The organism is Planosporangium flavigriseum (assembly GCF_011947225.1).
Classification (GTDB): Bacteria; Actinomycetota; Actinomycetes; order Mycobacteriales; family Micromonosporaceae; genus Planosporangium; species Planosporangium flavigriseum.
In genome coordinates this window covers 143,845-167,319 of sequence record NZ_JAATVW010000004.1, presented here as the reverse complement: position 1 = coordinate 167,319, position 23,475 = coordinate 143,845, and the positions used below count along the sequence as shown (strand labels likewise).

The following is a 23,475-nucleotide window of genomic DNA, read 5'->3' as shown; positions in this document are numbered from 1 at the left end:
GATCGCTAGCTAGACCGCGAAGGTCGCCGGGCGCTCGGTCGCCGGCACTGGCGGAACCGCCCGCCACAGCCTCAGCTTCTGGGCGACCAGGCGCGTCGCGTACGCCGGGTTGAGCAGCAGGTAGCGTTTCCACAGCCGGCCCGGCTCCAGGCCGAGCCGCCACAGCCACTCCAGGCCGTACTTCTGCATCCACGCCGGCGGCTTGCGAAGCTGCCCCGCGTGGTAGTCGAACGCCGCCCCGACGGCGAGCAGTGGCGCGTCGATCAGCGGGCGCATCGCGTACGCGAAGATCTCCTGGCGCGGGCACCCCAGCCCGACGAGGACCACCCGTGCGCCGGACGACTTGATCCGCTCGGCGATCTCCACGTCCTCGCCTGGGCGGATGGACCGGAACTTCGAGGGCTCGACGCCGGCGATCTTCAGTGCCGGGAAAAGTTCCGTCAGCGCCGGCACCAGCCGGTCGAGGGTCTCGGTCGTCGAGCCGTACAGGTAGACCGGCAGGCCTTCGGCGGCGCAGCCGCGCAGCACCTCGAGGGTCAGGCTGGGCCCGTAAACCCGATCCGCCAGGCCGGCGCCGTACAGCAGATTCAGCGCCCAGCGAACGGGCTGCCCGTCCGGGGTGACGACGTCGAACGCGTTGAGCCGGGCGTTGTGCGCCGGGTCCTGCACGCCGGTCATCACGCCGTGCACGGCGAGTGCGGTCAGCGCGAACGGCCGCTGCTCGCGGGCTGCGGCGAGGACCTTCTCGGCGGCCGCCGCGTAGTCGATGACGTTGACGAGTACGCCGAGGACGTTCCGCTTGCCTTGGTCGATCATTTGGTCGGCAGCCATTTGTCGACGTTCGCCTCGTAGATCTCCCGCAGGATCATCGGAACGTCGTACACCTGCTTCCAGCCCGGGTAGTCGGCCTGGAACGCCGCGTTGGAGCCCACCCACCAGATGTGGTCGCCGATCCGGTTCTGGTCGACGTACTCCGTGATCATCTCGTTGCCGGTGATCTCCCCGGCGAGCGTGAACGCCTCCAGCATGGAGGTGTGCGAGTGCCGCCCGCCGCCCAGGTTGTAGACCGCGGCCGAGCGCGGGTTGCGGAAGAACGCCTCGAATGCCGCAACCACGTCGTGGCTGTGGATCGCGTCGCGCACCTGCTTGCCCTGGTAGCCGAACATCCGGTACGTGCGGCGCTCCATGTTCGCGCGCATCAGGTAGCCGAGGAAGCCGTGCAGTTCCGTCGCGGAGTGGGCCGGGCCGGTCAGCGTGCCGCCGCGAAACACGGCCGTCTTCATGTCGAAGTACCGGCCGTACTCCTGGACCATGATGTCGGCGGCGACCTTGGACGCGCCGAACACCGAGTGCAGGCACTGGTCGATCGACATGTCCTCGGTGATGCCTTGGTAGTACGGGTGGCCCGGCTCGAGCTCCCAGCGGGTCTCCAGCTCGGTGTAGGGCAGCGAGTTGGGGCGGTCGCCGTACACCTTGTTGGTGGAGCAGTGGATGAACGGCGCCTCGATGCAGTGCTCGCGCACGTTCTGCAGCAGGTTGAGGGTGCCACCCGCGTTGACGTCGAAGTCGGTGAACGGGTCGCGCACCGCCCAGTCGTGGCTGGGCTGCGCCGCGGTGTGGACGACGACCGCGATGTCGCGGCCGTAGTGCGCGAAAATCTTGGCAAGCGCATCGCGGTCGCGGATGTCGATCTCGTGGTGGGTGTAGCGCTCGCCCAGGTCACCGGCCAGGCGCTGCACGTTCCAAGCGGTGGAGGCCTCGGCGCCGAAGAACTCCTTGCGCATGTCGTTGTCGATCCCGACAACGTCGAGGCCCAGTGAGGCGAAGTGTCGCACCGCCTCGGAGCCGATCAGCCCGGCCGATCCCGTCACGATTGCGACGCTCACAAGCAACTCCAAGTTTCGGCGTTATTGCGCAGTGAGTCTAACGGCGGCCAGCCATCGATGCCCGCGGCAGCCGCGCCGGCGTTGTCCCACCGCGTGGGTGCCGTGCCGCCGGCTCGGGCGCCGATTGTCACGTAGATAACAAAACAGGCGACCCGGTGGGCCGCCTGTTGCGGTGGGGAAGGAGGGAGTTGAACCCTCACGCCCTTTCGGGCACACGGACCTGAACCGTGCGCGTCTGCCATTCCGCCACTTCCCCGAAGTGGCACCGCCTAACGGAGCGTGAGAACGATATCACGCGGTCCAAGCGGTCACGCCAGGGGAGCCGGACCGGTTAAGGTCCCGTCCCTTTAGTCCGATAGCCTAGTCCAACCGCGCACAACGCACGTGTAAGGGCTAGGCTGCCGTAGGCGCCCCGGAAGAGTAGCACGAGCTGGGCCGGTTGGTGCGGGTGCAAGAGAGCGCGCGCCAGATACCATCATGACCTCGGGACCCGAGGAGGAGCCGGTGAGTGTGCTGCAGCGCTTCGAGAAGCGCCTAGAGGGCCTTGTCGAAGGGGCATTTGCCAAGGTTTTCAAGGGTGTGGTTCACCCTGTGGAGATCCTGAACGCCATGCAACGGGAGGCGGAGGCGCACAAGGCGATCTTGGCCGGTGGCCGAACTCTCGTGCCGAACCGATACGTGATCGACCTTTCGCCGTACGACCACAGCCGGTTGGCGCCGTACGCCGCCGCGTTGGCGCAGGAGCTCGCCCAGTCGCAGGCCGAGTTCATCGGCGAGCAGGCCTGGACCGTCTACGGCGACGTCATCGTCGAGATCGAGCGCGGCGACGGCCTGGACACCGGAATGTTCCGGGTCACGGCCGAGGTCTACACGGGCGGGGACGTGCCGCCGGTGCCCTCGTACGAGGCGCCGCCCGGTTACCCGCCGTACGACCAGAGCCCGTACGAGCAGAACCCCTACGAGCAGAGCCCGTACGACCAGAACCCGTACGAGCAGAACCCCTACGCTCCCCACAGCGCGCCGCCGGCGCACGGTGGCGGCGGTCCGGCGCGCAGCGCGCGCCTGATCTCCGGTGACGGGCGCAGCTACCCGCTGTCGATCGGCTCGACCGTCATCGGCCGGGGCGACCAGGCGAACCTGCGCCTGCCCGACGTCGGCATCTCGCGGCGCCATGCCCGGATCGACTTCGACGGTGCGCAGGTCGTGCTGACCGATCTGGGGTCAACCAACGGCACGATGGTCAACGGGCAGCGGGTCTCCGCTGTTGCGCTCAACCCGGGCGACATGATCCAGCTCGGTACGACGACGTTGACCTTCCGGGCTGACGGTTAGGCGCCGTGCACGAGGTGACCAGTCCACCAGGCTCGGATCGAGAACTGTATGCCTGAAATAGTCCTTACGGTCGCTCGGTACGGGTTCCTCGTGCTGCTGTGGATCTTTGTGTTCACGGTGGTCGGCGTGATCCGACGGGACCTCTTCGCCGGCGCGCGCTCCAGTCGTCTCGTCGCCGCTCCGCGCGGGATCGGGCCGACCGTTGCGGGTAAGCCCGCGAAGGTCAAGCGGGGCCGGGCCGCGCGTCAGTTGGTGGTGACCGGGGGAGCGCTCGCCGGCACCCGGATCACGCTCGGGGAGTCGCCGATCACGATCGGACGGGCAGAGGACTGCACGCTGGTCACCACGGACGACTACGCCTCGGCCCGCCACGCGCGGCTCGTGCCTCGCGACGGGCAGTGGTACCTGGAGGACATGGGATCGACCAACGGGACCTACCTCGATCGCGCTAAGGTCAGCGCACCGACTCCTGTACCCCTCGGCGTGCCGATTCGCATCGGCCGCACTTCATTCGAGTTACGGTCATGACCCTCACTCTGCGCTACGCGGCCCGCAGCGACCGCGGTCTCATCCGAGGCGGAAACCAGGATTCCGTCTACGCCGGACCACGGCTACTCGCGGTCGCCGACGGTATGGGCGGCATGGCCGCCGGTGACGTCGCCAGCAACATCGTGATCGCCGCTATGGCGCCGCTCGACGAGGACGTTCCCGGCAATGCCGTGATCGATGCCTTGCGTGGGGCCGTCGACCACGCCAACCAGCAGATCCGGGACACCGTCGAGGCGAACCCGGCGATGGAAGGCATGGGTACGACCCTGACCGCGATGCTGTTCGGCGGCAGCAAGTTCGGCATGGTGCACATCGGTGACTCGCGCGCCTATCTACTGCGCGACGGCGAGTTCGGCCAGGTCACCAAGGACGACACCTACGTGCAGATGCTGGTCGACGAGGGCCGCATCAGCCTTGAGGAAGCCGACACCCACCCCCAGCGGCACCTGCTCTTCCGTGCCCTGGACGGCCGGGACGCCGAGCCCGAGTACTCGGTGCGCCAGGCCACGGCCGGCGACCGGTACCTGCTGTGCAGCGACGGACTCTCCAGCGTCGTCAGCGCTGAGACGATCGAGTCGACGCTGCGCGAGTACACCAACCCGGACCAGTGCGCCGAGCGGCTGGTCCAACTCGCGTTGCGCGGCGGTGGCCCCGACAACATCACAGTGATCATCGCGGACGTGACCGACGAGGACATCGTCGAGGAGGCGCCGATCGTGGGCGGCGCGGCGGCCCGCGACCGCGGCAACTCGACCTCGGCGGACAGTTCGACGCCGGCCGCGCGGGCGTCCGCCCTGACCGCTCCCCGACCCGCCGCACCGGAGGCTGCCTCGGACGAGGACGACGACGATGATCGTCCGCGTCGCCATCCCGCACTAACGGCCCTGCTGCTGGTGGTCCTTGTCGGGCTGCTCGGTGGCGGGGTCTGGTTCGGTTGGCGCTACACGCAGTCCCAGTACTACGTCGGCGCAACCGAAGACGGTGTGATCGCGGTGTTCCGTGGCGTGCCGGGGCAGGTGGCCGGCCTGCGGCTCTCCTCGGAGGAGGAGCGCAGCGCCACCACCCTCGACGAGTTGACCAAGACCGCGCAGGATGCCGTCAAGCAGGGCATCCCGGCCTCCAACGTGGCCGATGCCCGGCGCAAGCTCACTCAGCTAACCAGTGACGATCCGACCAACAGCAACAAGCTGCCGGAGTGCCAGCCGAGCGCGTCGGCTCAGCCGTCCGGTGCGTCCCAGGACCCGAGTACGGCCCCGAGCACCACCCCGTCGGCCGGCCCGACCGCCGACACCACCCCGTCGGCCGGCCCGACCGCCGACACCACCCCGACGCCCCTGCCGACGATCAGCTGCCGCAACCGCTGATCTGACCTCCCGAGGACTATTCACCGTCGTGACAGCCCCTGCCATTCCGGCCCCGCCGCCCATCAATCAGGGCGACGGGGCGACTGCTGCCCGGCCGTCGCGATCGGGCGGACGCCGCAACGCCGAACTGGGCCTGCTGGCGTTCGCGATGGTGCTCGTCGGGGGGTATGCCGCCGCGGCCGAGGCGGCGCTCGTCGGTCACTTTTCCTTCGGGTTCCTCGGCCCGCTGATCGCTTTCGCGGGGATCCTCTTCGTCGCTCACCTGCTGTTCCGCTGGTTAGCGCCGCACGCCGACCCGGTCCTGCTGCCGGCCGTGGCATTGATCAACGGTTTCGGCGTGATGTTCCTGCGCCGGCTCGACGTTGCCGCGGACGCCCAGAGCGGCGCCAGCATCTCCATCTTCGGCGGCCAGGGCGGCCGCCAGCTCATGTGGACTCTGCTGGCGGTGACCGGCGCGGTCGTGGCGCTCGCGATCGTGCGCGATCACCGTTCGTTGTCGCGCTACGCCTACACGCTGGGATTGGCCGGCATCGTCCTGGTGATGATCCCGGCGTTCCTGCCGGCCCGGTTCTCGACCATCAACGGCGCCAAGCTGTGGATCAAGTTCGGTAGCTTCTTCGCGATCCAACCCGGCGAGTTCGCCAAGATCATGCTGCTCGTCTACTTCGCGTACTACCTCGTCCGTAAGCGCGAGGTGCTGTCGTTGGCGAGTAAGCGGTTTCTCGGCATCGACTTTCCCCGCGGCCGGGACCTGGGTCCGGTGGTCACCGTCTGGCTGCTCAGCCTCATGGTCCTGATCTTCGAGAAGGACCTCGGCACGTCGCTGATGTACTTCGGCATGTTCGTGGTGACGCTCTACATCGCGACCGAGCGGGTCAGCTGGCTGATCATCGGCCTGGTTCTGTTCCTCGGTGGGGCCTACACGGCGTACGTGTTGGGTGGGCTGATCGGCGGTCCGTTCGCGAACTTCCACCTGCGCGCCAACATCTGGCTCGACCCGTTCGCCGACCCACACGGGCAGGGCTACCAGCTCGTACAGTCACTGCTGGCGCTGGGTACGGGCGGCATGTTCGGTGCCGGCCCGGGGGTCGGGCGGCCGGACATGCTGCCGGTGGTCGAGAGCGACTTCATCTTCGCCGGTATGGGCGAGGAGATCGGCCTGTTCGGCCTCGCCGCGCTCCTCGTGGTCTACCTGCTCATCGTCGAGCGCGGGCTGCGGGCGGCGATCGGCGTACGCGACTCGTTCGGCAAGCTCTTCGCCGGCGGACTGGCCTTCACCCTCGGGTTGCAGGTGTTCGTCATCGTGGGCGGAGTGAGCAGCCTGATCCCGCTGACCGGACAGACCACCCCGTTCCTGTCCGCCGGTGGCTCGTCGCTGGTGGCCAACTGGCTGCTGGTCGCGCTGCTGCTGAGAATCTCGGACGCGGCCCGGCGGCCCGGCGACGGTTCAGGCTCCGGCCGTGGCGGCGCTCCCGCGTCCGGCGGCCCGGTCAAGCTCCAGGAGCTTCCCACGGAGATGATCCACGCGAGCGGGGCCAGCCAACGTGATGGAGAGAAGTCATGAACGCCCCGCTACGCCGCGCCGGCGTGGTCGTCCTCGTCCTGTTCGGCCTGCTGTTCGCCAACCTCAACTGGGTCCAGGCCTACAAGGCCGACGAGTATCGCAACAGTGACTACAACCCGCGGGTCCAGATCTCCGAGTACCAGCGCCAGCGGGGTTCGATCGAGGCGTCCGGCGGAGTTGTGCTGGCACAGAGCACGGTGACCGGTGACGAATTGAAGTACCAGCGCACCTACCCGCTGGCGCTCCAGTACGCACACCTCGTCGGGTTCAAGGGCGTCAACCTCGGCAGCAGCGCGATCGAGAAGCTCGAGAACGCCTACCTGCAGGGCAACGCCGACTCGCAGGTGGCCGACCGGTGGTTGGCGATGCTCACCGGTAAGCGGACGTCCGGCGGCAACGTGCTGCTCACGCTGTCACCGACGGCGCAGCAGACCGCGTTCGAGGCGCTGCAGAACAAGGGGAACGTGCGCAAGGGCGCCGTCGTCGCGCTCGATCCGACCACCGGAGCGCTGCTGGCCGCCGTCTCGTCGCCCAGCTTCGATCCCAACCCGCTAGTCAGCCACGACACCAAGGCCGCCGACAACGCCGCCAAGCAACTCGAGCAGGCCCCCAACAAGCCGCTGCTCAACCGGGCCTTCTCTGAGACGTACCCGCCCGGTTCGACGTTCAAGGTGATCGACTCGGCGGCGGCCCTGGTGAACGGGGAACAGCCGGACTCGGTGCTCCAGGGCGGTACGGGCTACACCGCTCCCGGTACGACGCACGTGATCCCGAACGCGCCCGGCGTGGTCTGCCCGGAACAGATCACCCTCAAGGACGCGTTACGGGTCTCCTGCAACACCGCCTTCTCGAGGCTGGCCGCCGAGGGGCTGGGCGGCGACGCCATCAAGAAGATGGCGCAGGCGTTCGGGTTCGAGACGCAGACCACGTTCGACCAGGACCCGAAGAACGTGCTGCGGGTCGCGACCAGCGAGACCGGCGCCATGCTCGGGCCGAACGGCGAGCTCGACAAGCCGACCGTGGCGCTGTCCGCCATCGGTCAGAGCGACGTGCGCATGACGCCGCTGCAAGGCGCACTGATCGCGGCGACCGTCGCCAATCGCGGCTCTCAGATGCGCCCGTACCTGATAGACAAGGAACTCGCGGCCGACCGCATCCCCACGTACGTGGCCAAGCCACAGGAGCAGCGCCGGCCGATCAATCAGCAGACCGCTGACGTGCTGCGTGACATGATGGTCAGCGTCGTGGAGAACGGCACCGGTACGAGCGCCAAGATCTCCGGTGTGCAGGTCGGCGGCAAGACCGGTACGGCTGAGAACGGGAACAATCCGGACCACGGTTGGTTCATCGGTTTCGCGATCAAGAATGGCAAACCGGTAGCCGCTGTGGCGGTGTTCCTCGAGCAGGCGGGCTCGGGCGGCAGCCATGACGCCGCCGCGATCGCCGGCAACGTGATGCGCGCGATTATCCAGGAACGGGGCTCGAGATGAGGTGTGCAACATGGTGAGCCCCGGTGTGACCCTGGGCGGGCGGTACCGCCTCGACGAGCGGATCGCCGGCGGAGGCATGGGTGACGTCTGGCGCGGCACCGACGAGGTGCTCGGCCGGACGGTCGCCATCAAGATCCTGTTACCGGCGCTGCTGCAGGAGCCGGGCTTCGCCGAGCGGTTCCGGGGCGAGGCCCGAACCATGGCCACCATCAACCACCCCGGCGTGGTCGACGTCTACGACTACGGCAGCGAGGATGGCACCGCGTTCCTGGTCATGGAGTACGTGGAGGGCGAGGCGCTCTCCCGTACGCTCAGCCGCGTCCATCGGCTGACCCCGGCGCGCGCGATGGCGCTCATCGCACAGGCCGCCGACGCGCTGCACGCCGCACACCAAAACGGCATCGTGCACCGCGACGTCAAGCCCGGCAACCTGCTCGTACGCCCCAACGGCACCCTCGTGCTGACCGACTTCGGCATCGCCCGGTTGGCGGGGGCCGCCCAGCTCACGCAGGCCGGATCGGTGCTCGGCACCGCCTCCTACATCTCCCCGGAGCAGGCGGCGGGCAAGACGGCGTCCCCAATGTCGGACGTGTACGCGCTCGGCGTGGTCGCCTACCAGTGCCTCGCTGGGAGGCGACCGTTCGAGGGCGACAACCCGGTCGAGATCGCGATGCGGCACGTGCGCGACATGCCGCCGCCGCTGCCCGGCGACATTCCCCCAGCGGTCCGGCAGATCGTCGAGCGCGCGTTGGCGAAGGACCCCAACGGGCGGTACCCGTCGGCGGCGGCGATGGCGCAGGCGGCTCGGCGCACGGGGCAGTCCGCGGCCGGGGCGGGCGTCGCGGGTGTGGCCCCTACCTCGGGTGGCCCGGCCGGCCCTACCCGACCGATCTCCGGCGCGCCCGTGTCCCCGGCTTTCGGTGCCCCGACGGCGCCTGCCGGCACCCGGGTCATGCCGCGTGCGGCCCACCCTGCGACCGGGGCGATGAGCCCGGCGGCCCAGCGGCAGGGGCAGTACATACGGGGCGCCGCCGCGGTGCCGGCGGCTCCGGCGGCTCCGGCTGCCGACCAGACGTACGCGGCGCCAGCGCCGTCCGCGACTCCCGACAGAGGTAAGCGCAGTGTCGCGCCCTGGGCGGTGCTCGCGGTCGTCCTCGTGCTGCTGTTCTGCGCGGGCGGCGGGTGGCTACTGTTGCAGGACAAGTCCAACAACCAGCAATCGGCGGTCGTGCCGACGCCGTCGGCCACGACGAGCACCGCAACCACCCGGCCGCCGACGGCAGCGGCAACGGCGAAGCCGAGCAAGCCGAAGCAGACGACCGCCGCGCCCGCAGCGCACCTCATCGACTGCGAGCGGCTTGTCGGCAAGGACGTCGACGTCGTCCGCCAGCAGCTCGAGAACGACAACTACACGGTGAAGGTCACCCAGGACCAGCCCGGCGGGCGCAAGGGCGGGGTCGCCTCGATCTCGCCATGCGGGTCACAGCCCGAGGAGACCGAGGTAACCCTGCGCGTGTTCACGGGCGATGACGCGAAGACGGCCAACCCAGGGGGATCGTGCAACCCGGCCGACCCGCGCAACCTCGCCAGTTGCCGGCCGCAGCAGCAGCAAGAGCAGCGGTGAGGGTTGCTGATGACGAACCGACCAGACGAAGGACGACAGACGAGATGACCGCGCAGGCCCGCCTCCTCGGTGGGAGGTACCAGGTCGGCGAGCTACTCGGCTATGGCGGCATGGCCGAGGTGCACCGCGGCCGCGATCTCCGACTCGGCCGTGACGTCGCCATCAAGACGCTGCGTTCAGATCTTGCCCGGGACGCCATCTTCCAACTGCGCTTCCGCCGCGAGGCGCAGAACGCCGCCGCCCTCAACCACCCCGCGATCGTCGCTGTCTACGACACCGGCGAGGAGCACGGCCCCAGCGGCGAAGAGCTTCCGTACATCGTCATGGAGTTCGTCAACGGCCGGACCCTCAAGGAGGTGCTGGGCGCCGAGGGGCGACTGATGCCTCGTCGCGCGCTCGAGATCGTCGCGGACATCTGTTCGGCGCTGGAGTTCAGCCACCGGCACGGCATCATCCACCGGGACATCAAGCCGGGCAACGTCATGCTCACCCAGACCGGACAGGTCAAGGTGATGGACTTCGGCATCGCCCGGGCACTTGCCAGCGGCGCGAGCACGATGACCCAGACGTCAGCTGTGATCGGTACGGCTCAGTACCTGTCGCCGGAACAGGCGCGCGGCGAGTCCGTTGACGCGCGCAGTGACGTCTATGCGACCGGCTGTGTGATCTACGAGCTGTTATGCGGGCACCCGCCGTTTGTCGGCGACAACCCGGTGAGCGTCGCGTACCAGCACGTCCGCGAGGATCCCCGGGCGCCGAGCAGCAGCAACCCGGATGTCACGCCGCCGATCGACGCCATCGTGCTGAAGGCGCTGGCGAAGAATCCTGCCAACCGGTACCAGAGCGCCGGCGAGATGCGGGCCGACCTGCTGCGCGCGGCCGCTGGGCGCCCGGTACTGGCCACCCCGGTCATGCGCGACGACGAGCGCACCGCGATGATCGCGCCGCAGCCCGCCGCGCAGGCGGGGCCGCAGACGCGCCCGGTAGCCCGGGTCGCGCCACCGCCGCGACGCAACAACACCTGGGTCGCGGTGGCCCTGACCCTCCTGGGTCTGCTGGCCGTCGGCGCGCTCGCCGTCGGTCTCTACGTGGCCAACAAGAAGTCGTTCGTCGCGGTACCGAACCTGAAGGGCCGAAACTCTGCCGAGGCCCAGAGCCTGTTGGCACAGGCGAAACTGAAGCCGAGTCCCAGCGAGTTCACCGACCCCAACTGTGCCCAGAACACCGTCGCTGACCAGTCGCCGACCGCCAACTCCCGGGTCGAGGCCGGCACCGTGGTGCAGTACCGGGTCTGTCTGGGGCCGGGCCAGACGACCGTGCCGCAGTTGGTCGGGTTGAGCCGTGAGTCGGCCACCCAGGCGCTCAAGGACGCGAATCTGGCCGTGGGGCGCGTTACCGAGGCCAACAGCGACCAACCGGCGAACACGGTGATCGACTCGAACCCCAAGTCCCGGACCGCGATCAAGCAGAACAACGCGGTCGACCTGGTCATCTCCAAGGGCAACGTCAGGAAGGTCCCGGACGTCACCGGTAAGACCGAGACCGAGGCGCGGGCGACGATCCAGGCCGCCGGGTTCAAAGCGAGTGTGGTTCCGCAGGACGCGGCGGATCCGAGCCAGGTCGGCCGGGTTATCGGCCAGAACCCGGACGGAGACACCACCGCGGAGGCAGGCAAGACGGTGACGATCATCGTCGGCAGGGCGACGGCGCCACCGCCGCCGCCGCCGTCAGCGGCGCCGAGCGCCAGCGCGGGGCCGAGCGCGTCGAACCGGCCTATCCCCTGACGCTGGCTTAAACGAAAGCGGCGAGCCGCCGGGCCTCGACCTGGGCGGCCAGCCGCGGCGCACGCTCCAGCGCTTCCGGGTACCCGCACGCGGCGAGCCAGTTGGCGAGCATCAGATGGCCACCCTGGGTGAGGACTGACTCGGGGTGGAACTGGACGCCCTCGATCGGCAGCGTCCGGTGGCGCATTGCCATGACGATGCCGGACTCGGTCCGTCCGGTCACCTCGATCTCTGGCGGAAGCGTCGACTCGACGACGGCCAGGGAGTGGTATCGCGTCGCGGTGAAGGGGTCCGGCAGGCCGGACAGCACGCCGGCGCCGATGTGCTGCACGATCGAGGTCTTGCCGTGCAGCAGCTCCGGCGCGCGCTCGACCGTCGCGCCGAACGCGGCTCCGAACGCCTGATGTCCCAGGCAGACGCCGAAGATGGGCAGCTTTCCCGCGTACTCCTCGATGACCGACATGCAGATGCCCGCCCGCTCCGGGGTCCCCGGGCCGGGGGATAGCAGGATGCCGCCGGCCCCGACGGTGCCGACCTCGGACAGCGAGATCTCGTTGTTACGGCGGACGAGGCACTCCACACCGAGCTGGCCCAGGTACTGCACCAGGTTGAAGACGAAGGAGTCGTAGTTGTCTATGACGAGGACACGCAAGGAAGTCACCTGGTCGCTGTTGGTGCGGGTTCGTTGGAGACGGTCGAGTATGGAATGACGTCGGGCGGCGGGAGTCCGGGAGATGCCGACGGGGGAGTGACCACGTCAGCGCCTCCGGGGGCACCGGAGGGGGCCTCGCCGCCTTCTGCCGTGCCGGCTATCTGCCCGTCGGTGAACGGCATGTACTGCTCGATGTCGGGAAACACCTGGTACCAGAGCAGCGCGGCGACGGAGCCGACGATCAGGAGCGAGCCGATGATCCGGCCGGGGAGGCCGAACGGCAGGTGGCGCCAGATCCAGGAGTACATCGTGCTCAGCTCCCCAACACGGCGGGGCGGCCCTGGGCGCGGGTGCGGGTCTGGCTCGGATCCAGGACGGCGTGGACGATCAGCCGCTGGTAGTTGTTGAACTTCGGGTTACATGTGGTGATGGTCAGCATCGCCTGCGTGGGCTTCTTACCCGGCTGGTTGGGCACCGGCGCGACCACCTCGACAGCGGTCGGAAGCACGATGTGGCTTTCGTTCACGCGGTACACGTACCAGGTGTCCTTGGTTTCGACGACGACTTCGTCACCGTCCTTGACCTGGTCGAGGTCCCAGAAGATAGCGGGGGTACGGTGGCCGGCCACCGAGAAGTTGCCGACCTGGCCCGGCATCGCGCTGGTCGGGTAGTGCCCGGGCGCGAACCGGATGTCCGCCGGGGTCACTCCCTGCACCACGATCCACTGCTTGCCCATCCGCGGGATGTACATCCGCGCGATGGCCTTGCCGTCCGGCGGCGGCAGCGCGCTCGCCGACGAGCTGGCACTGGCGCTCGGGGTCGGGCCGACGGCGGGTGAGGACGACGGGTCCCAAGCCTGTGCGAGCTGCTTGTCCAGCTCAGTCTGGTGGGCGTTGACCGCCGCGGTCTTGCCCCAGACCTCGTACGCGGCGAAGAGCAGCAGGATCATACCGAGGGTGATGCACAGTTCGCCCACGCCGCGCACGACCTCGCGGAACACGGTCGCGGGGGTTCTCCGGGTGAAGTGTGAGTACACGCTGCGGTAGCCCTCCTCGGTGCGGACGGGCCGCAGCGGAACGACCTTCACACCGCGCGGCAGTTCCTCGGCCTTGTCGGCCGCGGGACTGTCTTCCGAGGACGGACCGGCCGCAGCCGGTACCGGGGTGGCTGCCCCGTTGGCTGCTGGTGCGCGAAGTTTCGGGATGACCGCGGTGGCGTCGGCGTCCGGTTCCCGCTGAGGCAGCACGGCGTTCGGCTGCGGCGTGCCCGCGTTCGCCCGGATCCGTGGGAGGAGCGCGGTCGCCTCCGGGTCAGCGGGGGCGGCGGAGTGGGCCTGCGCCGCAACAGTGGGGATCACGGCGGTCGGCGCGTCGAACGGAGCGGCTTGAACCAGCCCCGGCGCACCGCCGAAGCCGCCCAGCGTCGGTGGATCCACCGGCTCCGCGCGAGCGGAGCGGGCCGGCTCAGGCGCCACGCGGGCGGCGGCTGGGCCGGTCACGGGTCGCTTGACCACGCGACGCGGCAGTTCCTGTGGTATCGGAGGGTGGATGGCCGTGGGCTCATCCTCGGTGGGATCGACGCTCCAGATGATCCCTGGGCTGACGGGCCGGGCGCCGCGCGCCTCCGCCGTCCGCTTGGGCAGTGGGGCGGGCCCATCCATCGGCGTGCCCTCCGCGGGTACGACAGCCTGCTGTGGCGGCACGGGTTGAGGCGGCGGGGACTGAGCCGGCGTCGCCGCTGCCGGCATGGGCTGCGGCGAGATCGCCTGCCGGGCCCTCGCCACCTGCTGAGCGGAGTCGTCGGCGACCCGGGGCAGGAATGCTGTGGCGGTGGGGTCCTCGTCGGACGCGCTGTGGCGCGGCCGGTGACCGTTCTGGCGCGGCTGGTCCATCATCGCGGGGACCTCACGACGCTCGCCGTGCAGATCGCAGGATGCCCGATCCCTCGTACGCCGGCACAGTGACGTCTCCCTCCACCTTCACCTCGTAGCCGAGGCCGAAGTCGGTCGCCGCGCTACGGAAGGCACGTACGCCATCCGACGCGTCGAGCGCGCGCTGGAGCGACCGAGGGTCACCGATCGCCGTCACCACGAACGGGGGTGAGTAGACCCGGCCGTCCAGAAGCAGGGTGTTGCCGACACAGCGTACCGCGCTGGTAGAGATCACCCGGACTCCCATGATTGACATTGCCTCGCTACCGCCGGACCATAATGCATTTACGACCGCTTGTACGTCCTGCTGATGGACGACAAGGTCGTCCGGCGAAGCACTGGGTCGGCTGCCGTCCGCACGCCGAGGCGCGTCATTGAGTCGTACGGTCACTCCCGGTCCGTGTACAGCTACAAATCCGGCCGGTCCGAACTGGGCCTCGCCGCGAGCGCGCTGCTCGGCCACCGGGGCCTCAGAGCCGGCCTGCGCCTTGGTCTGTGCCTCGATCTCACGCCGCAGTGCGGAAGCCCGCCGCTCGGCGGCCGCTACCTCGCTCTTCCTGGTGGTGATCACGCTGGCCAGCTCCGGCCGGCGGTCATTGCGCAGGTCGGTGCCGTTGGCCGTGTTCGCCGTGGTCGTGAGCAGCATTCCGGCGCAGAGGAGCGTCACGGGTACGAGTAGGGACCAGCCCTGGCGCCGGTCGGCGGGCCGGCGGGGTAGCAGCGCGGAACCGGCACGGCGCAGCGCCCGCCCCCAGGACGAGGGATCCTCACTCACGGTCTCAACCTGTTCGCGACTGCGGGGCTCGCTCCGCTCTCCGAGGCTTCCAGCCCCATGGCGCTCCGCGCGGATGGGCCCGGAATCCTCGCTCCTCGCGCTCACGGTGCCCCTTCCCGCCGTTGACGTGCCGCCTTGATTACGCTAATCGGAGAACATTATTCAGGGTCACCAGCATGGGTGCCTGGCATAGTGTTCTGCGAGACGATCCTCCCCGGGAGAGCGCCGTGCCGAAGTCCCAAGTACGTAAGAAGAAGGTCTACACGCCGCCAGCCGAGCTGCGTCCGCAGTCCACGGCTGCGTCGAAGCGACCGAGCCCGGTCTGGGTGCCGGCCACCGCTGTGGCGCTGCTGGTGCTGGGCATAGCGTGGATGGTGCTGTTCTACCTGACGCAGGGCTTCGTCGACGCGCCGGCATTGCTGTTCCTCGCGAACATCGGCTACTGGAACTTCGCGATCGGGTTCGGTGCCATGATCGGCGCGCTGATCCTGCTGTCCAAATGGCGGTAGTGTGACGGCTTAACGGCTTGACGGCCGACGCCACAGCCGTACTACACCGGTGTAGTTCTCCACAGCCTCATCCACACTGTGCATAGGAACGGGCAAACCACCCATATGCCTCTTGTTGGCATGGCGGGTGGTTTGGTTTGTATGGTCACTGTGGCGGCTGTCATGTTACTTGTGGGTAACCCAGCGACTAAGCTCCGCTCTGGAGACCAGGCATAACCAGGAGGCCCGGGTATGGGACCGGTACAGATCGTCTCGACCATCATCGCGGCGTTGGTGACCGTCGCTGCCGTGGTCCTCGCGGTCCGCACGGTTGGTCAGATGGTCCGCGTGATCAAGCTGGGCCAGCCCGACCCCGAGCGTTTCGAGCGCAAGGGTCAGCGCACCGCGACCATGCTCAAAGAGATCCTTGGTCACACCCGCATGCTCAAGTGGACCGTGGTCGGGGTTTCGCACTGGTTCGTCATGGTCAGCTTCGTCATCCTGTCGACGCTGGTCCTGGGCGCCTACTTCGAGGTGGTCAACCCGAAGCTGGAGTTGCCGATCATCGGTCACTGGGCGGTCTACGGGTTCGTCACCGAGTGGATCGGTGTCCTCGGCTTCATCGGCATCCTGGTGCTGATCGGAATCCGGCTGCGCAACCTGCCGACGCGGACCGGCGGCCGGTCCCGCTTCACCGGCTCGACCATGTGGCAGGCGTACTACGTCGAGTACACGATCGTCGGCGTCCTGATCTGCGGTTTCCTGATCCGCGGCTTCAAGGCGGCGGCCGGAGACCTTCCGTACTCGGTCGCGGTGGCCCCCGTCTCGCACGCCCTCGGCGCCGCGTTCGGCGGGCTGTCCGTGGACGCCGCGCACACCGCCGTCACCCTCACCGCGGTGGTCAAGATCCTGATCAGTATGGCCTGGCTCATCACGATCTCCCTCAACATCACGATGGGCGTGGCCTGGCATCGCTTCTCCGCGTTCTTCAACATCTTCTTCAAGCGCACGGCGAGCGAGAAGCCCGCGCTCGGTGGCCTGCGGCCGATGTTGAGCGAGGGCAAGCCGCTCGACTTCGAAGAGGCCGATCCGGAGAAGGACCAGTTCGGTGTCGCCCAGGTGGAGCAGTTCACCTGGAAGGGCCTGCTCGACTTCACCACCTGCACCGAGTGTGGCCGGTGCCAGTCGCAGTGCCCCGCGTGGAACACCGGAAAGCCCCTGTCACCCAAGCTGCTCGTCCTGAGCCTGCGCGACCACGCGTACGCCAAGGCGCCCTACCTGCTCGCCGGTGGCGGCAAGGACCTCACCGGTGAGGAGAAGGCCACCCAGGAGCAGTTGGCGAACGTCAACGTGCTGGCGCTCGCCGAGGCCGAGCGCCCGTTGATCGGTACCGAAGCCGACGGCGGCATCATCGACCCGGACGTGCTCTGGTCGTGCACCACCTGTGGCGCCTGCGTGGAGCAGTGCCCGGTCGACATCGAGCACGTCGACCACATCGTCGACATGCGCCGCTACCAGGTGATGATCGAGTCCAACTTCCCCAGTGAGGCCGGCGTCATGCTGCGTAACCTGGAGAACAAGGGCAACCCGTGGGGCGCCGCGCCGAACACCCGCGAGGACTGGACCAAGGGCCTCGGCTTCGAGGTGCCGAAGGTGGCCGACGGCGGCGACTTCGAGTACCTGTTCTGGGTCGGCTGCGCCGGCGCGTTCGAGGACCGGGCGAAGAAGACCACCCGCGCGGTGGCCACGCTGCTGCGCGAGGCGGGCGTCAGCTTCGCGATTCTCGGCGATGGCGAAACCTGTACAGGTGACCCGGCCCGCCGCATCGGCAACGAGTTCGTCTTCCAGATGCTCGCGCAGCAGAACGTGGAGACGCTCAACGAGGCCGGCGCCAAGAAGATCGTCGCCACCTGCCCGCACTGCTTCAACACCCTCGCCAACGAGTACGGCCAGCTCGGCGGGAACTTCGAGGTCGTGCACCACACGCAGTTGCTGGCCCACCTGGTCGATTCGGGCAAGCTCACCCCGGTGCAGCCGATCGAAGGCGGCGTTACCTACCACGACCCCTGCTACCTCGGTCGCCACAACCGGGTGTTCGAGCCCCCGCGGGAGGTCCTCCAGGCGGCGGTCGGCGCCAACGGCAACGGCAACGCTTCGGCGGGCGTGACCGAGATGGAGCGGTTTGCCGAGCGTTCGTTCTGCTGCGGCGCCGGTGGTGCCCGTATGTGGATGGAGGAGCGCATCGGCAAGCGCATCAACATCGAGCGCACCGAGGAGGCCCTCGCGACCGGCGCCCAGACCGTGGCGGTCGGCTGCCCGTTCTGCCTGACCATGATCGGCGACGGCGTGACGGCCAAGAAGTCGGTCGGCGAGGCGAGCACCGACGTCGAGGTCGTCGACGTGGCGACCGTCCTGTTGCGGTCGCTCAAGCCGGAGTAGCAGGCCAGCCGGGATCTTCCCCGCTTGCTGAGGAGGGCGCCCCTCTTACGGTCTATCCCGTGAGGGGGGCGCCCTCCTCAATATGCGCTCCGCACACGCCCGCCACGTATGCGGACGCAACTGGGGACTCATGGAACAATTGGGTCCGAGGTGAGAGATCATCGACAGCACACTACTGACGACGCTGTTACCGCTCCTGGCGTTCCTCCTACTCACCGCGGCCAACGCGGGATTCGTGGCGGCTGAGTTCGCACTGGTGACCGTCGACCGGGCGGAGATCGATCGGACGGCCACAGCGGGTGACCGTGCTGCGCGTACGGTCCGCGACGCACTGCGCGAGCTGTCCTTCCAGCTCTCCGGTGCCCAGCTGGGAATCACGATCGCCGCGCTGCTCACCGGTTACCTGGCCGAGCCGGCGCTGGCCAACCTGCTCAGGCCGCTCGTACACCCGGTCGCCGGCACCGCCACCACCGGCGTCACCCACGTGCTCTCCCTCGTGGTCGCCACCCTCTTCTCCATGCTCTTCGGTGAGCTGGTGCCCAAGAACGCCGCCCTGGCGCGCCCGATGCCGATCGCCCGGGCGACCGCTGGGCCGATGCGGGTCTTCTCCCGGGTGTTCGCCTGGATGATCAAGGCGCTCAACGGCACGGCCAACTGGATCGTCCGCCGGCTGGGCGTGGAGCCGCAGGAGGAGCTGGCGAGCGCCCGCTCACCGCAGGAGCTCGGCCTGCTCGCCGCCATGTCCGCCCAGGCCGGGGCGTTGCCGGCGGAGACCGCGGTACTGCTGCGCCGCACGATCCGATTCGGCGACAAGCGGGCCGCGGAGGCGATGACTCCCCGCGTCGACGTGGAGGCGCTACGCGCCGACGCCACCGTCGCGGATCTGCTCGCCGCCGCGCGCGACACCGGACACAGCAGATTCCCGGTGTACGAGCAGACGCTCGACACCGTCACCGGGGTGGCCACGGTCAAGGATGCTCTGGGCGTACCCCCGGTGCGGAGAGCGACCACCCGGGTGGCCGCGGTGGCGCGCGAGCCGATCTACGTGCCGGAGAGCCTCGATCTCGACGGCGTGCTGCACGCCCTCCGGGCGAGCGCAGCCGACATGGCGATCGTCGTCGATGAGTACGGCGGCACTGACGGCGTGGTGACCGTGGAGGACCTGGTCGAGGAGTTGGTCGGCGAGATCGCCGACGAGCACGACGTCGCGCCGCCACCGGAGGAAGCCACCACGTACGACGTGATCCTTCCGGCTGCCAACGGCGGTGGCGCCCACGAGTGGCTGGTCGACGGGGTGCTGCGGGAGGATGAAGTGGCCGAGCGCACCGGTTTCCGGCTGCCCGAAGGCCCGTACGAGACCCTCGCAGGCTTCCTGATGGCGCGGCTGGGCCACATTCCGGTCGCCGGGGAGAGCTTCGTCGAGGACGGATGGGAGTTCACCGTCGTCGAGGTGGAGCGGCGCCGGATCGAGCAGGTGCGCGTCGTGCGGGCGGAGCCCACCGATGACTAAGATCCTGATTACGATCCTGCTGTTGCTGGGCAATGCGTTCTTCGTTGGCGCCGAGTTCTCCCTGATCGCGGCCAGACGTACGGCGATCGAGCCGCTGGCGGAGACGTCCCGGGCGGCTCGGCTGGCGCTACGGGCGATGAACGAGATTCCGCTCATGATCGCGGGTTCCCAGCTCGGCATCACGATCTGCTCGCTGGCGCTGGGCGCCATCGCCGAACCCGCGTTCGCGCACCTTCTCACCGGGCCCCTCGAGGCGGCGGGCCTGCACGACCTGGCGCACCCGGTCGCGTTCGTCTTCGCCCTCGGGGTCGTGGTGTACGCGCACACCGTCATCGGCGAGATGGTGCCCAAGAACCTCACCCTCGCCGGCCCGGAGCGCGCCGTGCTCTGGCTCGGCCCGCTGATGTACGCGTTCTGCGTCGCCACCAAGCCGGTGCTCGTCGCGATGCGGTGGGCGTCCCGGGTGATCCTGCGGTTGTGGCGCATCGAGGCCACCGACGCGGTGAAGACCGTGTTCACGGCCGAGGAGCTGGCCGGCCTCGTCGGCCAGGCGCGCACGGAGGGCCTGCTCGATCCGGAGGAGCACGCGCGCCTCACCGGGGCGCTCGCCTTGAACGAACGCACCGCCGCTGATGCGCTGCGACCCTGGTCGCGGGTCACGACGGTGACCGAGGACGTGTCACCGGCGGCGCTGGAGGTGCTCGCCACGCGTACCCGCCGGTCCAGGTTCCCCGTCGTTGAGCGGGCCAGTCGGAGGGTGCTGGGCTTCGTGCACGTCAAGGACGTCCTCGGCATCGTCGGACCCCAGCGGCGCGCGCCCATTCCGCCGGAGATCATCCGGCCGCTCGCCGTTGTCCCGCCGAACCGCACCCTTGCGGAGCTACTGCTGGCGATGCGGCGCGAGCGGCGCCACATCGTGCTCGTCAGTGACGGCCGACGGCCACTGGGCATCGTGACTCTCGACGACGTGTTGAACGCGGTGGTCGGTGAGCTGGTTCCGGCCTCGAGTCCGGCTGTCTAGGCCATCGAGGAAAGTAAACGAGTGTCTCGGCCTGGGTGACGCCAGATATCGATTTGGGTAACCGGTTGCATCGAATTCAGTAACTGAGACCGCGCTGAAAACCCTTACGCCGCACCGGTTTCAGCCACCGTCGGTATTCATCCGGGTGCATTGCGAATAGGGTTGGCCGCTGGCTTGCTTGCGACACATGACCTTCACTACTCTCGGGTACCGTCCGACCGTACCGAGGTCGTCTTCCCCCCCCAGCGACCGCGGCCGGACACCGCCGAATCGCGCGAGCGAACCGGGAAACCAAATATTTCCTTCGGGGTGAATCCGCGGTCCCCCAGCCGCGGTAGGGCGTGCTTCCCGTCCGAGCCCGACAGCTAACTCGGTAGGCGGTCAGGGAAGAAGGAGCCAGACTCCGGTGGCACCAAAACGTGTGTTCACAGCACTTCGTGCCGTCGCCTCCGCCGTTGTTGCGGGCGCCGCGGTACTTCTCGTCTCGTTCACGCCGGCCTACGCCGATCCCACCCCGACGCCCAGCGACATCGAGGCCCAGATCGAGCAGAAGTGGAACGCCTTAGAACCCACCATCGAGCAGTACAACGCCGTTCACGGCCAGCTCACCGCGAACAAGGCCAAGGCGCAGGCCCTTCAGGTGCAGTTGCAGCCACTTCAACTCCAGGTCGATATCGCCATGTCGAAGGTCGGCGACATCGCGGCAGGTGTTTACAAGGGTGGCCGCGGATCGACCGTCAATGCGGTTCTGGCCAGTAGCTCGCCGACGTCGCTCGCCGATCAGCTCGCCACGCTGAACATGATCGCGCGTACGCAGTACGCCCAGATCAGCGCCGTCGCCACGATGCGGGACAAGTACGCGGCCGACAAGCGGGCACTCGAGGCCCTGATCGCTCAGCAGGCCAGGCAGGATGCCGACCTCGCGGCGAAGAAGAAGCAGATCGAGGACCAGATCAATCAGTTGCAGCGGCTGCGGCAGCAGGCGTACGGGTCGAGCGGCGCCGCCACCGGTGCGTTGAAGCCGGTCGCCTGCCCGGTCGAGTACACCGGCGGCGCGGGCGGCAAGGCCGCGCAGAAGGCGTGCAGCCTGATCGGTAAGCCGTACATCTGGGCGGCGGCCGGCCCCGGCGGGTACGACTGCTCCGGGCTGACAATGGCTGCCTGGGCCGCGGCGGGCGTCAACCTGGATCACCTGGCGAGCTCCCAGCGGGCCCAGTCGCGGCGGATCAGCCGGGCGGACCTCCGTACGGGTGACCTGATCTTCTTCGGCTCCGACACTCACCACGTGGGCATCTACGTGGGCGGCAACTGGATGGTCCATGCCCCGCACACCGGCGACTACGTCCGGATGGTGCAGCTCGCCGGCTACTACGCCAAAAACGTATCCGGGTACGGTCGGCCGGGCTGATCGCGGTACCCCGATCGCGGCAACCCGACCGCAAGAGCGCCGGTGGCGATGCTGCCACCGGCGCTCTTGGTGCTTTTGTCTCTTTACTCTGTGGAACCGGTCGCTACCCAGTCATGCATTCAATGTCCTAAATGTACAGACTCGCACTTAGTTGCAGTCAGTGCATTTCATATGTGCCTCCGGTCGTGCAACCGCCATTCGTTGTGGCAAGTGACACAATGCGCTCCGTGGATGAAGAAGATCCGCTCCGTGACGACCTTCAACTGGCTCGCCCCGTCGATGAGCAGGTCAGACGGCTCATGGATCGCGGGCATTGGCACCATCCGCTCGGGGGCGCTCGGGACTTGCCACAACCCTTGGTGGCCAATAGCGTGTTTCTGCCGGATGGAAGTCCGTACTCAAAGCGGGTGCGCCATGCGGCACCGCTTAATCGTTGATGTCCACGAGCCGGGGACCCAACCACAACATCGGGGTGAATCCGCTGTCCGCAGCGGTAGGGCGACACTTCCCGCCCGAATCCGTCAGCTAACCCGGTAGGCGGTCAGGAAGAAGGAGCCGGACCCCGGTGGAATTGCATACGATGCGGCCTTCCGGGTCGCGCCTGAAACCCGTGCGTGCATTCTTCGGTACGGTTGGGGCGGTCTGTGCCGGACTGGTTATCGCGCTAGGACTGTCGACCAGCGCCCACGCTGCGCCCGCGTCGCCCGGTGACATCGAGGCTCAGATCGATTCGGCCTGGAACAAGCTCGAGCCGCTCATCGAGCAGCACAACAACGTGAAGGCGCAGCTCGCCGAGAATCAGGCCAAGGCCGCACAGCTCGCCGAGCGGATCCGGCCGCTGCAGCTGCAGGTCGACCTCGCCATGGGGCGGGTCAGCTCGATCTCCGCGCGGGCGTACATCAAGGGCCAGGCGTCCGCGTTGAACGCCCTGCTGACGAGCAGCGAGCCGACGACCCTCGCTGACCAGCTCTCACTGCTCGACGCGATGGCGAAGAGCGAGCGATCGCGGATCGCTGACGTGGCCAAGGCCAAGGAAGAGTACGACACGCAGAAGAAGCCGCTCGACGAACTCGTCAAGAAGCTGTCGGCGCAGGAGAAGCAGCTCGCCGAGCAGGAAAAGACGATCAACGACCAGATCACCCAGTACAACAAGATGCGACTGGACGCGTACGGCACGACGATCGCGCCCGGCAGTCAGCGCCCCGCCCCGTGCCCGGCGACCTACGACGGCAGCATCGGCTCCAAGGCCGCCCAGATCGCCTGCGGGAAGATCGGTCGCCCGTACGTCTTCGGCGCGGAGGGTCCGAACGTCTTCGACTGCTCGGGCATCACCAAGTGGGCCTGGGAGCAGGCCACGGGCGGCAGGGTCAGCCTCTACCACTACACCGTGACGCAGTTCCAGCAGACGAAGCGCGTCACCCGCGACCAGTTGCGCGCAGGCGACCTGGTCTTCTACTTCGGCGACATGCACCACATGGGTATGTACGTCGGTGATGGCTGGGTGCTGCACGCGCCGACCTCCGGGGACGTGGTCCGGATGGTCCGCATGGATCAGATGCCCATCTCCGGGCTCGGCCGGCCGGGCTGACGGCTCACAGGTCCCTGGCGGGGTGGTGGTGCGGCGGGAGCCGCGTCGCCACCCCGTTTGCTTTGACCGAA

General features: G+C 68.4%; 18 protein-coding genes, 1 tRNA gene, 1 pseudogene and 2 riboswitches. Of the genes and pseudogenes, 13 read left to right on the top strand and 7 right to left on the bottom strand.

The window, feature by feature from the left end; genetic code table 11:
* Positions 1-9 precede the first annotated feature (9 nt).
* The 3 genes from HC028_RS07860 to HC028_RS07850 all read right to left on the bottom strand — a co-directional run bounded on the left by HC028_RS07860 (position 10) and on the right by HC028_RS07850 (position 2,142).
* Positions 10-816, bottom strand: coding sequence for a WecB/TagA/CpsF family glycosyltransferase (locus HC028_RS07860; protein ID WP_168075136.1), 807 nt, complete (start codon positions 814-816; stop codon positions 10-12).
* Positions 813-1,886 carry an NAD-dependent epimerase/dehydratase family protein gene (locus tag HC028_RS07855; RefSeq protein ID WP_168074624.1) on the bottom strand — a complete coding sequence of 358 codons (1,074 nt, stop codon included), beginning with the start codon at positions 1,884-1,886 and terminating at the stop codon, positions 813-815. Before HC028_RS07855 ends, HC028_RS07860 begins: the two co-directional genes overlap by 4 nt.
* Positions 1,887-2,059: 173 nt before the next feature.
* Positions 2,060-2,142: transfer RNA gene (locus tag HC028_RS07850), tRNA-Leu, on the bottom strand.
* A 221-nt stretch (positions 2,143-2,363) separates the two neighbouring features.
* On the opposite strand from HC028_RS07850, the gene HC028_RS07845 reads away from it, so the two are divergent.
* From HC028_RS07845 to pknB, 7 genes and pseudogenes are all read left to right on the top strand, one after another.
* Positions 2,364-3,218, top strand: a complete 855-nt coding sequence (locus HC028_RS07845) for an FhaA domain-containing protein (RefSeq protein WP_168074611.1) — start codon at positions 2,364-2,366, stop codon at positions 3,216-3,218.
* A gap of 48 nt (positions 3,219-3,266) precedes the next feature.
* On the top strand, positions 3,267-3,746 hold the full coding sequence (locus HC028_RS07840) for an FHA domain-containing protein FhaB/FipA (RefSeq protein WP_168074609.1): 480 nt from the start codon (positions 3,267-3,269) through the stop codon (positions 3,744-3,746).
* Positions 3,743-5,131 (top strand): PP2C family protein-serine/threonine phosphatase, encoded by a 1,389-nt coding sequence (locus HC028_RS07835; protein ID WP_168074607.1) that lies wholly within the window; start codon positions 3,743-3,745, stop codon positions 5,129-5,131. The genes HC028_RS07840 and HC028_RS07835 overlap by 4 nt, the downstream gene beginning before the upstream one ends.
* A 28-nt stretch (positions 5,132-5,159) precedes the next feature.
* Positions 5,160-6,695 (top strand): FtsW/RodA/SpoVE family cell cycle protein, encoded by a 1,536-nt coding sequence (locus HC028_RS07830; protein ID WP_168074605.1) that lies wholly within the window; start codon positions 5,160-5,162, stop codon positions 6,693-6,695.
* Positions 6,692-8,185 carry a penicillin-binding transpeptidase domain-containing protein gene (locus HC028_RS07825; RefSeq protein WP_168074603.1) on the top strand — a complete coding sequence of 498 codons (1,494 nt, stop codon included), beginning with the start codon at positions 6,692-6,694 and terminating at the stop codon, positions 8,183-8,185. The genes HC028_RS07830 and HC028_RS07825 overlap by 4 nt, the downstream gene beginning before the upstream one ends.
* Before the next feature lie 10 nt (positions 8,186-8,195).
* A pseudogene (locus HC028_RS07820) lies at positions 8,196-9,440 on the top strand (serine/threonine-protein kinase); the annotation flags it as partial.
* A gap of 413 nt (positions 9,441-9,853) precedes the next feature.
* A complete protein-coding gene (pknB, locus tag HC028_RS07815) occupies positions 9,854-11,593 on the top strand; it encodes a Stk1 family PASTA domain-containing Ser/Thr kinase (protein ID WP_168074599.1) in 1,740 nt (579 codons plus the stop codon).
* A gap of 7 nt (positions 11,594-11,600) precedes the next feature.
* Here the strand turns inward: pknB and HC028_RS07810 are convergent, their stop codons facing one another.
* From HC028_RS07810 to HC028_RS07795, 4 genes are read right to left on the bottom strand one after another with little or no spacing between them, the layout of a single operon-like run.
* The gene (locus HC028_RS07810) at positions 11,601-12,245 is read right to left on the bottom strand and encodes an aminodeoxychorismate/anthranilate synthase component II (RefSeq protein WP_168075134.1); all 645 of its coding nucleotides are present in this window, start codon (positions 12,243-12,245) and stop codon (positions 11,601-11,603) included.
* A gap of 5 nt (positions 12,246-12,250) precedes the next feature.
* Entirely contained in the window at positions 12,251-12,553 is a 303-nt protein-coding gene (locus HC028_RS07805) for a hypothetical protein (protein WP_168074597.1), read from the bottom strand.
* Between the two features lie 5 nt (positions 12,554-12,558).
* On the bottom strand, positions 12,559-14,139 hold the full coding sequence (locus HC028_RS07800; protein ID WP_168074595.1) for a class E sortase: 1,581 nt from the start codon (positions 14,137-14,139) through the stop codon (positions 12,559-12,561).
* Positions 14,140-14,149: 10 nt separating this feature from the next.
* The gene (locus tag HC028_RS07795) at positions 14,150-14,950 is read right to left on the bottom strand and encodes a DUF881 domain-containing protein (protein WP_168074582.1); all 801 of its coding nucleotides are present in this window, start codon (positions 14,948-14,950) and stop codon (positions 14,150-14,152) included.
* A gap of 227 nt (positions 14,951-15,177) precedes the next feature.
* Here HC028_RS07795 and HC028_RS07790 point away from each other — a divergent pair, with 227 nt between their 5' ends.
* From HC028_RS07790 to HC028_RS28410, 6 genes are all read left to right on the top strand, one after another.
* Complete coding sequence (locus tag HC028_RS07790; protein WP_168074580.1) at positions 15,178-15,459, top strand: cell division protein CrgA; 282 nt, start codon at positions 15,178-15,180, stop codon at positions 15,457-15,459.
* Between the two features lie 231 nt (positions 15,460-15,690).
* Positions 15,691-17,877, top strand: coding sequence for a (Fe-S)-binding protein (locus HC028_RS07785; protein ID WP_168074578.1), 2,187 nt, complete (start codon positions 15,691-15,693; stop codon positions 17,875-17,877).
* A 160-nt stretch (positions 17,878-18,037) separates the two neighbouring features.
* On the top strand, positions 18,038-19,387 hold the full coding sequence (locus tag HC028_RS07780; protein ID WP_168075132.1) for a hemolysin family protein: 1,350 nt from the start codon (positions 18,038-18,040) through the stop codon (positions 19,385-19,387).
* Positions 19,380-20,408: a hemolysin family protein gene (locus tag HC028_RS07775; protein WP_168074576.1), complete on the top strand. Its 1,029-nt coding sequence runs from the start codon at positions 19,380-19,382 to the stop codon at positions 20,406-20,408. Before HC028_RS07780 ends, HC028_RS07775 begins: the two co-directional genes overlap by 8 nt.
* Positions 20,409-20,661: 253 nt before the next feature.
* Positions 20,662-20,803, top strand: a riboswitch (cyclic di-AMP (ydaO/yuaA leader).
* Positions 20,804-20,814: 11 nt separating this feature from the next.
* Positions 20,815-21,816, top strand: coding sequence for a C40 family peptidase (locus tag HC028_RS28415; protein ID WP_168074574.1), 1,002 nt, complete (start codon positions 20,815-20,817; stop codon positions 21,814-21,816).
* 413 nt (positions 21,817-22,229) lie between these two features.
* Positions 22,230-22,370, top strand: a riboswitch (cyclic di-AMP (ydaO/yuaA leader).
* A 56-nt stretch (positions 22,371-22,426) separates the two neighbouring features.
* Complete coding sequence (locus HC028_RS28410; RefSeq protein ID WP_168074572.1) at positions 22,427-23,404, top strand: C40 family peptidase; 978 nt, start codon at positions 22,427-22,429, stop codon at positions 23,402-23,404.
* Positions 23,405-23,475 lie beyond the last annotated feature (71 nt).

Bases quoted from the DNA above. Each gene is read 5' to 3' on its own strand.
- HC028_RS07860 (WP_168075136.1), bottom strand. From the start codon at position 816: ATGATCGACCAAGGCAAGCGGAACGTCCTCGGCGTACTCGTCAACGTC.
- HC028_RS07845 (WP_168074611.1), top strand. From the start codon at position 2,364: ATGACCTCGGGACCCGAGGAGGAGCCGGTGAGTGTGCTGCAGCGCTTC.
- HC028_RS07840 (WP_168074609.1), top strand. From the start codon at position 3,267: ATGCCTGAAATAGTCCTTACGGTCGCTCGGTACGGGTTCCTCGTGCTG.
- HC028_RS07835 (WP_168074607.1), top strand. From the start codon at position 3,743: ATGACCCTCACTCTGCGCTACGCGGCCCGCAGCGACCGCGGTCTCATC.
- HC028_RS07825 (WP_168074603.1), top strand. From the start codon at position 6,692: ATGAACGCCCCGCTACGCCGCGCCGGCGTGGTCGTCCTCGTCCTGTTC.
- pknB (WP_168074599.1), top strand. From the start codon at position 9,854: ATGACCGCGCAGGCCCGCCTCCTCGGTGGGAGGTACCAGGTCGGCGAG.
- HC028_RS07805 (WP_168074597.1), bottom strand. From the start codon at position 12,553: ATGTACTCCTGGATCTGGCGCCACCTGCCGTTCGGCCTCCCCGGCCGG.
- HC028_RS07800 (WP_168074595.1), bottom strand. From the start codon at position 14,139: ATGATGGACCAGCCGCGCCAGAACGGTCACCGGCCGCGCCACAGCGCG.
- HC028_RS07785 (WP_168074578.1), top strand. From the start codon at position 15,691: ATGGGACCGGTACAGATCGTCTCGACCATCATCGCGGCGTTGGTGACC.
- HC028_RS07775 (WP_168074576.1), top strand. From the start codon at position 19,380: ATGACTAAGATCCTGATTACGATCCTGCTGTTGCTGGGCAATGCGTTC.